Origin of the sequence: Roseomonas populi, from assembly GCF_024594815.1 — a bacterium.
Lineage (GTDB): Bacteria > Pseudomonadota > Alphaproteobacteria > Acetobacterales > Acetobacteraceae > Roseomonas > Roseomonas populi.
In genome coordinates this window covers 246,420-256,452 of the sequence record NZ_JANJOU010000010.1, presented here as the reverse complement: position 1 = coordinate 256,452, position 10,033 = coordinate 246,420, and the positions used below count along the sequence as shown (strand labels likewise).

Sequence of the window (10,033 nt, the reverse complement as noted above, 5' to 3'; positions counted from 1 at the left end):
GCAGTCGCTCAACGACTTCGCGGTGTTCGGGACCATGGCCTTCGGGTCCTTCCTCTCCGGCGGCCTGTTGACCGCCTACGGGTGGAACACAGTCCTCTGGCTCTCCTTCGCGCCACTGGCCCTGGCCAGCATCGCCCTCGCCAGCACCTCCGCCTCTCGCCAGGATCGCACGGCCGCCTAGCATCCCAGGTCCGGGCCGCCCGGCCCGGACCACGCCACGACGGGATTGGGGGAGGGGCGAGCGGGCGGGGATCTACGCCCCGGCCGGGAATTGCCGCCCCAGGCCCGCAGCGACGCGCCCATCCCGTGCGTTACAGGCCTGGGGATGGCCCGCGGGCCATGGAGGAAGTGATGGTGGACGGCGGAACGGATGTGCTGGAGAGGATGATCAGGCGGCTTCTTGAGGAGTGCCGGCGGTCCATGCGGGAGGGGCGTACCGGGCAAGCCAGGCGGGAGCTGGACGGGGTTGCGGCCCTCCGCCGGATCGTGGAGCGGGTGGGGATCCTAGGGGCACCCCGGTAGCCAGCGCCAAGCTGGTCTGGGCACGCCAGGAGACCTGCCAAAAAAAGAAGGCGGCGCCCGAGGGCACCGCCGAGTTTAGGGAGGAAACGTCCAAGAATGGCGGGCAAATCGTGCCCGCCGAGGACAAGCATACGCCCTTGAGCGTTGACTGCAAGTAAAATGGTGCAACGCAACATCACGAGGGATGGCCGGCCGCGCCTTCCTGCCCGAGGCAGCGGCGCCGGAGCCTGTCAGCGGCCCCGGAACCAGCCGAGCCCGTCCAGCGTCTTTCCGGCCGGGCGGTACTCGCATCCGACGAAGCCGCCGTAGCCCTGCCGGTCCAGCTCCGCGAAGAGGAAGGGGTAGTTGAGCTCCTCCCTGTCGGGCTCGTGGCGGGAGGGGACGGAGGCGACCTGCACGTGCCCGATGAGCGGCATCAGCGCGCGCAGCCGCGTCGTCACGTCGCCGTGGATGATCTGGCAATGGTACATGTCAAATTGCAGGCGCAGGTTCGGCAGCGCGAGATCCCGGATGAGGCGGGCCGCGGCATCCACGTCGTTCAGGAAGTAGCCGGGCATGTCGCGGCCGTTGATCGGCTCGATGACCAGTTCAACGCCGTGCGGGGCCAGGAAGGCAGCGGCCTGCCGGACGGCGGACCGGTATGCCTCGGCGCTCGCCGCGGCTGCCGGGTCCGCCAGCCCGGCCATGAGATGGACCCGGCGGAGGCCCGTGGCCTGGATGTAGGGCAGGGCCTTGTCGAGGGAGGCCTCGAACTCTCGGCGGCGCTCCGGAAGGGCGGCCAGGCCCCTGTCGCCCGCCGTCCAGTCTCCCGGCGGCAGGTTGAAGAGGGCGAGGTCGAGCAGGTTCCGGCGGAGGCGCTCCGCAACCGCCTCCGGCTCATGGTCGTAGGGGAACAGGAACTCGACCGCGGTGAAGCCTGCCTCCGCGGCCGCGTCGAAGCGGTCCAGGAAGGCCCACTCGTTGAACATCATGGTCAGGTTGGCGGCGAAGCGGGGCATGATGTCTCCTGGTAGCGTGTCGCGAGGCGGGCGGGGGCCTTCGGGCCTCCCGCCCGGGGCGATCAGTTCGGCTGGATCTTCCGCTCCTCGATGAGCCTACCCCAGCGGGCCGTCTCGTGGCGCACGAACTCGGTGAACTCGGCCGGGCTGGTGCTGACGGCCGTCGCGCCGAGCTCCTCGAAGCGGGACACCGTGCCGGGCTGCCTCATGAAGTCGATGATGGTGGCCGAGAGGCGGTTCGCGATCTCCGGCGAGGTGCCCTTCGGCAGGAAGAAGCCGTGCCAGGCGACCGCCTCGAAGCCCGGCAGGAACTCGGCGATGGCGGGCAGGTTGGCGTCGAAGGCCGGGCGGTCCTTCGTCGCGCTGCCGAGCAGGACGAGCTTCTTGTCCGCGACATAGGGAATGAGCAGCGGGATGTTGTCGAAGGACAGGTCCACGGCGCCGCTCAGCAGGTCCACCACCATCTGGCCGGAGCCGCGATAGGGGACATGCACCATGGAGGTGCCGGTCATGGCCTGGAACAGCTCGGCCGCGAGGTGCTGGCTCGTGCCGACGCCGGGCGTGCCGTAGGTCACCTTGCCCGGGTTCGCCTTCAGATGGGCGATGAGGTCCGGCACGCTGCGGGCCCTGATCGTGTTGGGGTTCACCGCCAGCACGTTGGGGATGGCCGTGACCTGACCGAGCAGCATCAGCTCATCGACCTTGTAGGTGATGGGGATGTTCCCGAAGGCGGGGATGATGGACAGGCCGGAGATGGAGCCGAAGCCGATGGTCTGGCCGTCCGGGTTGGCGCGGGCCGCCTGGCCGATGCCGAGCGTGCTGCCGGCGCCGCCGACATTCTCGCAGACGAAGGGCTTGCCGAAGGTCTTACCCAGGTGCTCGGCAATCAGGCGGCCGAAGACGTCGGCCGATCCGCCGGGCGAGAAGGGGATGACGATGCGGACGGGGCCGTTCGGATAGGATGCCTGGCCAAGGGCCGGCGTGGCGGCAAGGCCCAGGGCAGCGGCGGCCAGGCCGCGGCGCGATATCATCATCTTCTTGTCTTCCTTCCCCAAGTTGTGGCCCGCTCGGGCCGGGTACGCGTTCAGCCCGGGGGCTCGCCCGGCAGGATCTTCCGGGGCTCATCGGGCCGCGCGGATGCGGGGCCGCCTTGAGGCGGCGCGCGGGCTCCCCGCGCACCGGCCGGGCGCCCCGAACACCCCCGGCGCGGTGGCGGGCCTGGCTAGTAGCCGGAGGCGGGCTGCGGGGCGCCGGGCTTGCGCCCCATCGCCTCCATCAGCATCCCGGCGCCGAAGCCGAACAGGCGGTTGTCGTTCGGCGCGGTGACCATGTCGAAGCCGCGGTCCCACATGCGCACGCAGTAGTCGATGGCGGAGCTGTGCATCGCCGCGTACTTGCCGTGGCGGCGCGCGGCATCGCGGATCGCGTCGATCCGGGCCAGCATCTCCGGGTGATCAGGGCCCGTCACCGGGTCGTGCCCATGGGTGAAGCTGAGGTCGGACGGGCCGATGTAGACGCCGTCCAGGCCGGGGACCGCGAGGATCTCATCCAGGTTCCGCAGCCCGTCCGCCGTCTCGATCATGGCGAAGGCCAGGATCGTGTCGTTGGCCTCGGCCATGTAGCCTGCGCCGGCGTAGAGCTGCGCGCGGGTGGGGCCGAAGGAGCGCCCCCCGGCGGGCGGGTAGCGGCAGGCCGAGACGAGCGCGGCCGCCTGGGCGGCGTTGTCGATCAGCGGGCAGATGATACCCATCGCGCCGGCGTCGAGCACCTTCATGATGGCGGCCGGATCGAGCGACGCCGTGCGCACCAGCGGCGTGACATCCGTCGTGGAGATGGCCTGCAGCATGGCCAGCGCGCTGTCGTAGGAGATCAGCCCGTGCTGCATGTCCAGGGTGATGGCGTCGAAGCCCTGGTGGGCCATGGCCTCGGCCAGGAAAGGGCTCGGGATCGCCGACCAACCGTTCAGGGCGCGCTCCGACGCGCGCAGCATCCGACGCAGCCGAGTTCCACGCATTACCGTCACCTCCCGATCGGAATATGGTTATCATAAGAATTCTGAACCTGACAATCGGGAGCCGAGCGGGACGTGACGGGGCGGATATGCTAGGCTTGGGGCAGGTGGCCCATACCGAGGGAGGCGTAATCTGAATGGCTGAAACCATTACGAGGCCCAGCCTTACCGATCACGTGGTTGGGGCGCTCACGCGCAACATCACCGAGGGGCGGCTTGCCCCCGGCACCAGGCTGCCGACAGGCCAGCAGCTTGCAGAGCAATACGGGGTCAGCCTCGCCGTGATCCGGGAAGCCATCTCGAGCCTGCGGGCCGAGGGGCTGATCGAGACGCGCCAGGGCGCGGGTGCCTTCGTGGCGGCGCCGAGCGCAAACCAGCCGTTCAGGATCCAACCCGTCCTGAGCGCCGGACCGGATGCGGCGCGCAAGATCTTCGAGCTACGGATGGGCGCGGAGATCTCGGCGGCCGGGCTTGCCGCGGCACGTGGCACGCGTGGCCAGGTGGCGGAGCTGCGGCGGGCCCACCAGGCGATGGAGGCGGCCATCGCGGCGGGCGGCAATGGGGTGGAGGAGGACCTGCAGTTCCACCGCGGGATCGCCCAGGCGACGAACAACGAGCTGTTCGTGAAGTTCTTCGCCTTCCTCGGGCACCACATCCGGGACAGCGTCCTGTTGTCGCGCCCGGAGGGCAGCAAGTGGGAAGCGGAGCAGGTCCTGGCCGAGCACGCGGCGATCCTGAAGGCGATCCGCGACGGCGACCCGAATGCGGCGCGTGAGGCGGCCGAGGCGCATATGGATGCCTGCCTGGGCCGCTGCGCGGCGAAGTAGCGCCAGGAGACAGACTTCCGTCTCGGGTTTTTTATGCTTATCAGATGAATCCTCGCGGCACTTGGGGGCAGTTCGGCCCGTCCTGTGCTGCCCGGCGCTCAAGGAGTTCGCCCGTGCCATTGCTCGGTTGCATCGCCGACGACTTCACCGGCGCGACAGACCTCGCCAATACCCTCGTGAAGGGCGGCATGACGGCCGTGCAGGTGATCGGCGTTCCCCAGGGCGCCCTTCCGGAAGCCGATGCCGTCATCATCGCCCTGAAGTCCCGGACGGCGCCCGTTGCGGAGGCTGTCGCCGAGAGCATGGCGGCCTGCGAGGCCTTGCTGGCCGCCGGCTGCCGGCAGATCTTCTTCAAGTACTGCTCCACCTTCGACTCAACGCCGGAGGGCAATATCGGCCCCGTGGCGGACGCGCTCGTGCGGCGCCTGGACGCCGGCTTCGCGCTTGCCTGCCCGGCCTTTCCGACCAATGGCCGCACGGTCTTTCAGGGCCACCTTTTCGTGGGCGGGGCGCTCCTTAGCGAGAGCGGGATGGAGAACCATCCGCTGACGCCGATGCGTGACCCGAACCTGCTGCGTGTGCTGGGGGCCCAGACCGACGGCGCCGTGGGGCTGGTGCCCTTCGCGGTGGTGGAGCAGGGGCCGGCCGCCATTCGCCGCGCCATGACCGGGCTGAAGGAAAGCGGGCGCCGCTACGCTGTCGTGGATGCCGTCACCGATGCGCAGCTGATGGCCATCGGCGAGGCCGCGGCCGGGCATCCGCTGATCACGGGCGGCTCGGGGGTCGCGCTCGGCCTGCCCGCGAACTTCCGGGCCGCGGGGCTGCTGCCCGAACGCGCGGATGCGGCGGCCCTGCCGGAGGTGGATGGCCATGCCGCGGTGCTGGCCGGTTCCTGCTCGCGCGCCACGCTCGGCCAGATCGGCTTCGCGCGCGACCGGATGCCGACGCTGGAGCTGGATCCGCTGGGCACCCCGGACGCCGCGGCGCTGACGGCGCAGGCGCTGGACTGGGCGCAGGGCAGGCTCGGTGGGGAGCCGATCCTCATCGCCGCCTCCTCCACGCCCGAGCGCGTTTCCGCGCTGCAGGCGCGCATCGGGCGCGAGGCCGCGGGGGCCTTGGTGGAGACCGTGCTGGCGGAGGTTGCCTTCGCGCTGGTCGGCCTGGGCGCGAGGCGGCTGGTGGTGGCCGGCGGGGAGACCTCCGGCGCGGTGGTCTCCCGGCTCGGGGTGCGGCAGCTTCGCATCGGCGCCGAGATCGATCCCGGCGTTCCCTGGACCTACGCCGAAGGGGCGGGGCTGAGGCTGGCGCTGAAGTCCGGCAACTTCGGCGCGCGCGACTTCTTCCTGAAAGCCTTCGAAGCATGAACGAGAACGCGCTGCGCGAGGCCATCTGCGCCCATGGCCGCCTGCTCTTCGGGCGCGGCTACTCCGTTGGATCGGCCGGGAACATCTCGGTGCGCCTGCCCGACGGCTTCCTGATGACGCCCACCAATTCCTGCCTGGGCAGGCTGGAGCCGGACCGGATCAGCAAGCTCGATCGGGACTATCGCCATGTCTCCGGCGACAAGCCGTCCAAGGAGGTTTTCATGCACCGCGCCTTCCTGGAGGCGCGGCCCAAGGCCGGGGCGGTGGTCCACCTGCACTCCACCCATGCGACGGCCATCGCATGCCTCGCGGAGCCGGGCGACACGGCGCCCATCCCGCCGCTCACGCCCTACTTCGTCATGCGGATCGGCCGTAGCCTGCCGGTCGTGCCCTATTACCGGCCCGGGGATGCGGCGATGGAGCCCGCCATCGCCGAGGCGGCGCGGGGCAGCCGTGCGGCCCTGCTGGCCAACCATGGGCCGGTGGTCAGCGGCAAGTCGCTGGACGATGCCGTCTATGCCGCCGAGGAGTTGGAGGAGGCGGCGCGCCTGGCGCTGATGCTGCGCGGCCAGCAGGCTCGCCTGCTGACGCCCACTCAGATCGATGATCTGCTGGAGACCTTCGGGTAATCGGGCCGCGATGAGCGGGTGGGGGCGGCCGGGCGCCGCCCCGGTTCCTTCAGGCCATAGCGCCCTTCTCGGCCTGGATGTCCTCCGGCCGGATGTTGTCCACCTGGCCGTAGATGCAGGCGGCGTCGATGAAGCCGCCCTCTCCGTACTCGAAGACGTGCCACTCCAACTCGTCGAAGTGCAGGATGGTGCCCTTCTGGACCGGCACCTTCTCGTTGAGGTTGTCCTTGCTCGGGCCCTTGCGGATCCAGCCGTCCTTGGCATCGATGATGTAGACGGTTTCCTCCGCGTGGTGGTGCGGCTCCATCGGGCCGCTCTCCTGGGAGTAGTGGCAGAAGGACACGGTCATCTTGCCGCTGGCCGAGGCGGAGTTCTTGCCGATCGCCCGTTGCAGGACCCGGCCGGGCAGAGGCTCCTGCGGAAGCTCGTCCCGCTGCAGGACTCTCATGGATGGTCGCTCCTTCGCGTGCAGTGCGGTGGTGGGCCGGCGGCGAGAAGGGCGGGTCCGGGTTCGGACCGCAGGCCCCGGCCATTCGCGCGGCTGAAAGTTAGATGCTTATCATAAGACTTGCTGCCCGGAGCTGTCCAGCGCACGGCCCCTATTCGGGCTGATAGTTGGCGACCCGCAGCAGCTCGGCGCCTCGGCTGACCTCGGCGGCGATGGCCTGCCGTATCTCGTCGATCGACTCCTGCAAGGGCTCGAGCCCGGTGCTGTTCAGCCGCTGCCGCGTCGCCTCGTCGCCCATCGCCTCGTTCAGCGCGGCGTTCATCCGGGCCGCGATCTCCGGCGGTGTGCCCTTGGGCGCCATCACGGCGTACCAGGAGTAGAACTCGAAGCCGGGATGGCCGGCCTCCGCGACCGTGGGCAGTTCCGGGGCCAGCTGGCTTCGCTCGGCGGTGGCGATCGCCACGCCCTGGACTTGGTTCGCGCGGCTCTGCGGCAGCAGGGCGAAGGCCGAGTCGAACAGGAGCTGGACATTGCCCGCGGAGATGTCGGTCAGCGCCGGGGCGGTGCCGCGGTAGGGCACGATCTGGATCTCCGTACCCGCCCTGCGGCAGAGGTCGATCGTCGCCAGGTGCCCCGCGGAGCCGAAGGAGGAGGTCGCGAAGCTCCATGCCGCCGGCTTCGCGCGCGCCGCGGCCAGGATCTCCGCAACCGTCCTCTCGTGCCGCCCGGGGTTCGTGACCAGGACCATCGGGCCGCGCGCGGTCCGGGCCAGCGGGATGAAATCGGCCTGCGGATCGAAGGGGACGTTCCGCAGCACCTGCCGCATCAGCGCGTGGGTGGAGGCCGTGCCCATGATGGTGTAGCCGTCGGCCGGCGCCTGGAGCACGGCCTGGGTGCCGGGTATGCCGTTCCCGCCCGTCCGGTTCTCCACGACCACCGAGACGCCGAGCTTCTCGCCGAGCTTCTGGGCTCCGAGGCGCGCCATCGAGTCCGTTGCGGCCCCCGGGGCGAATGGCACGATCATGCGGATCGGCCGGTTGGGCCAGGGCTCCTGCGCCCGAACGGATGGCGCGCACAGCCCGCCCGCCGCTCCGGACAGCACCGCTGCTTTCAGAAACTGTCGCCTTTGCACGATCCCCTCCACAGTTTCGGCCTGACGATCCAGGCAAGCCGGATCACCGGGACTATTCTTCTGAAAAGCAGCTTAGGTGGAAAATCTCGGCAGTGTCGAGCGACCGATGGAAGGGGCGGCTGGTGCAAGCCGGACGGGAGGGCCCGCCAGCGGGAGGATTCTGCGGGATGTTCTGGCTAACGATGAGCCAGGAGGGCGCGAGCCCTCGCGGGCCCGTGCCCGTCGTGGGGTAAAGCGGCGAGGAGCGCTGGGGCCATGCGGGCGCCCACAGGCGGTGGAGGAGCGTGCAGCTCCTCCCCGCCTGGGCTGCCGGCCTATTCCGGCTGGATCCCTGCCACCTGAGCGATCCGGGAGTTGCGCTCGGATTCCGTGTCGATGAAGCGGGCGAAGGCGGCGCGGTCCTCGGCCACCGGCTCGGCGCCCTGGTCGGCGATGCGGGCGCGGATGTCCGGGTCGCGGGAGAGGGTCTGGATCGCGGCGTTGAGGCGGTCCGCCTCCGCGGCGGGCAGGCCCTTGGGGCCCCAGACGGCGTACCAGAGGGTGAAGTCCAGGCCGGGCATGCCCTGCTCGGCGGTGGTGGGGATGTTCGGGGCGCGGTCGGAGCGCTTCGCGCCCATGATGGCGAAGGCGCGCAGGCGGCCGGCCTCGATATGGGGCAGGGCGGAGCCGAGCGGGGCGACCATGAGCGCGGTGTTGCCCGAGAGGACATCGGTCAGGGCCGGGGCGGTGCCGCGGTAGGAGACGATGAGGGCTTCGGTGCCGGATTCCCGTTTGAAGCTCTCCGTCGCCAGGTGGCCCATGGAGCCGAGGGCGGAGTTGGCGAAGGGGAACTTGTCCGGCTGGGCCTTCATGGCGGCGACGAGGGCAGCCACGCCGCCTTCCGGCGTGGTGCGGGGATTGCCGACGAGCACCATGGGCGCGGTGGCCAGGCGGGCAACGGGGGTGAAGTCCGCAATGGGGTCGTAGGGCACGGCGCGCATGACGCGGCGGGCCATGATGTGGATGTCGGCGTTGACGAGAAGGGTGGTGCCGTCGGGCGCGGAGCGGGCGACCTCGGCGGCGCCGAGGGTGTTGTTGGCGCCCGAGCGGTTCTCCACCACCCAGGTCTGGTCCAGCACGTCGCCGAGGCGGGTGGCGTAGATGCGGCCGATCACGTCGATGGCGCCGCCTGGGGCGGCGGGGACGACGAGGCGTACGGTGCGGCGCTGCGCGCGCGCGACAACCGGGAGAAGCGGAAGGAGGGCGGCGGCGCCGAGAGCGCGGCGGGGTAGGCGCATGGACGTTCTCCGGTGAGGAGTTGGGCGCGGGGCCTTTCCGGCTTCTCGCGCCGGTGCGGTTAAATTCCGCCGAATCCGGCGCGGGCGCGGTAGTAGGACCAGGCGCGGTCCAGCGGGCGCTCGCCCATCAGCATCTCCGCCGTCAGCCTGATCTCGCCTTCCGTCAGGAAGCGCGGTGTTCCCATGGCGGTGGTGCGGGCCTGAAGCTCCGCATTGTCCTTCATGCGGACGCTGATGAAGACGACGGCGGGGAGGGAGTGCGCGGCGACGGCGGCGCCGTGGTTCTTCAGCAGCACGCAGGTGCCGCCGCCAAGGGCCTTGGCGAGGCTGTCGGCGCGGGGGACGTCGTCGATCAGCATGTTGGTGTCGCCGAACTCGTCGCGGCTGTCCCAGACCGGCACCTCGCCGCCGAGGACGGAGGCCATGTGCATGATCGGCTTCAACGGCACGTCCACGATCGTGTAGGGCATCACGGCCGGGGCGTGGTGGTGGACGGTGGCGTTCACGTCCGGGCGCGCGGCGAAGATGCGGGCGTGGAGGACGCTTTCCAGGTAGGGGCGCAGGCCCTTGGGATCGACCGGCACGCCGTCCAGCGTGAACTCCAGCAGGTCGTCGCGCGTGACGATCTCCGGCGAACGGGAGCGGGAGATGAAGAAGCGGTCGGGGCGGCCGGGGTGGCGGACGGCGACGTGGCCGAAATCGTCGAGGACACCCTCGTTCGCGAGGATGCGGTTGGCGACCACGAGATCACCGAGCAGCGCGTGCAGGTCCTGGCTCAAGCCGCAGACTCCCCCGGGGGAATGGTGGGCACGGCCCACTCCATCC

Annotated in this window: 10 protein-coding genes and 1 pseudogene; 4 read left to right on the top strand and 7 right to left on the bottom strand. The window is 70.3% G+C overall.

Annotated elements, in window-relative coordinates; genetic code table 11:
- Window positions 1-181: pseudogene (locus tag NRP21_RS14575) on the top strand (hypothetical protein); the annotation flags it as partial.
- Window positions 182-752: 571 nt separating this feature from the next.
- On the opposite strand, the gene otnI reads toward NRP21_RS14575, so the two are convergent.
- The 3 genes from otnI to NRP21_RS14560 form a co-directional block, all read right to left on the bottom strand.
- On the bottom strand, window positions 753-1,520 hold the full coding sequence (gene otnI / locus NRP21_RS14570; RefSeq protein WP_257716940.1) for a 2-oxo-tetronate isomerase: 768 nt from the start codon (window positions 1,518-1,520) through the stop codon (window positions 753-755).
- A gap of 62 nt (window positions 1,521-1,582) precedes the next feature.
- Complete coding sequence (locus NRP21_RS14565; protein WP_257716939.1) at window positions 1,583-2,554, bottom strand: Bug family tripartite tricarboxylate transporter substrate binding protein; 972 nt, start codon at window positions 2,552-2,554, stop codon at window positions 1,583-1,585.
- 188 nt (window positions 2,555-2,742) lie between these two features.
- On the bottom strand, window positions 2,743-3,510 hold the full coding sequence (locus NRP21_RS14560; RefSeq protein WP_257716938.1) for an HpcH/HpaI aldolase family protein: 768 nt from the start codon (window positions 3,508-3,510) through the stop codon (window positions 2,743-2,745).
- A gap of 158 nt (window positions 3,511-3,668) precedes the next feature.
- On the opposite strand from NRP21_RS14560, the gene NRP21_RS14555 reads away from it, so the two are divergent.
- The 3 genes from NRP21_RS14555 (at window position 3,669) to otnC (ending at window position 6,351) form a co-directional block, all read left to right on the top strand.
- Complete coding sequence (locus tag NRP21_RS14555; RefSeq protein WP_257716937.1) at window positions 3,669-4,358, top strand: FadR/GntR family transcriptional regulator; 690 nt, start codon at window positions 3,669-3,671, stop codon at window positions 4,356-4,358.
- Between the two features lie 113 nt (window positions 4,359-4,471).
- Window positions 4,472-5,722, top strand: a complete 1,251-nt coding sequence (gene otnK, locus NRP21_RS14550; protein ID WP_257716936.1) for a 3-oxo-tetronate kinase — start codon at window positions 4,472-4,474, stop codon at window positions 5,720-5,722.
- Entirely contained in the window at window positions 5,719-6,351 is a 633-nt protein-coding gene (gene otnC / locus NRP21_RS14545; RefSeq protein ID WP_257716935.1) for a 3-oxo-tetronate 4-phosphate decarboxylase, read from the top strand. The genes otnK and otnC overlap by 4 nt, the downstream gene beginning before the upstream one ends.
- Window positions 6,352-6,400: 49 nt before the next feature.
- Here otnC and NRP21_RS14540 read toward each other — a convergent pair whose 3' ends face one another.
- The 4 genes from NRP21_RS14540 to NRP21_RS14525 form a co-directional block, all read right to left on the bottom strand.
- A complete protein-coding gene (locus tag NRP21_RS14540; RefSeq protein ID WP_257716934.1) occupies window positions 6,401-6,799 on the bottom strand; it encodes a hypothetical protein in 399 nt (132 codons plus the stop codon).
- A 151-nt stretch (window positions 6,800-6,950) separates the two neighbouring features.
- The gene (locus NRP21_RS14535) at window positions 6,951-7,784 is read right to left on the bottom strand and encodes a tripartite tricarboxylate transporter substrate-binding protein (RefSeq protein WP_257716933.1); all 834 of its coding nucleotides are present in this window, start codon (window positions 7,782-7,784) and stop codon (window positions 6,951-6,953) included.
- 461 nt (window positions 7,785-8,245) lie between these two features.
- Window positions 8,246-9,208, bottom strand: coding sequence for a Bug family tripartite tricarboxylate transporter substrate binding protein (locus tag NRP21_RS14530; RefSeq protein WP_257716932.1), 963 nt, complete (start codon window positions 9,206-9,208; stop codon window positions 8,246-8,248).
- 59 nt (window positions 9,209-9,267) lie between these two features.
- Window positions 9,268-9,987 carry a class II aldolase/adducin family protein gene (locus NRP21_RS14525; RefSeq protein ID WP_257716931.1) on the bottom strand — a complete coding sequence of 240 codons (720 nt, stop codon included), beginning with the start codon at window positions 9,985-9,987 and terminating at the stop codon, window positions 9,268-9,270.
- Between the last annotated feature and the right edge of the window lie 46 nt (window positions 9,988-10,033).

Coding starts and splice junctions, on each gene's coding strand:
- NRP21_RS14530 (WP_257716932.1), bottom strand. CDS start 9,208: ATGCGCCTACCCCGCCGCGCTCTCGGCGCCGCCGCCCTCCTTCCGCTT.
- NRP21_RS14560 (WP_257716938.1), bottom strand. CDS start 3,510: ATGCTGCGCGCGTCGGAGCGCGCCCTGAACGGTTGGTCGGCGATCCCG.
- NRP21_RS14535 (WP_257716933.1), bottom strand. CDS start 7,784: ATGGCGCGCCTCGGAGCCCAGAAGCTCGGCGAGAAGCTCGGCGTCTCG.
- NRP21_RS14540 (WP_257716934.1), bottom strand. CDS start 6,799: ATGAGAGTCCTGCAGCGGGACGAGCTTCCGCAGGAGCCTCTGCCCGGC.
- NRP21_RS14555 (WP_257716937.1), top strand. CDS start 3,669: ATGGCTGAAACCATTACGAGGCCCAGCCTTACCGATCACGTGGTTGGG.
- otnC (WP_257716935.1), top strand. CDS start 5,719: ATGAACGAGAACGCGCTGCGCGAGGCCATCTGCGCCCATGGCCGCCTG.
- NRP21_RS14565 (WP_257716939.1), bottom strand. CDS start 2,554: ATGATGATATCGCGCCGCGGCCTGGCCGCCGCTGCCCTGGGCCTTGCC.
- otnI (WP_257716940.1), bottom strand. CDS start 1,520: ATGCCCCGCTTCGCCGCCAACCTGACCATGATGTTCAACGAGTGGGCC.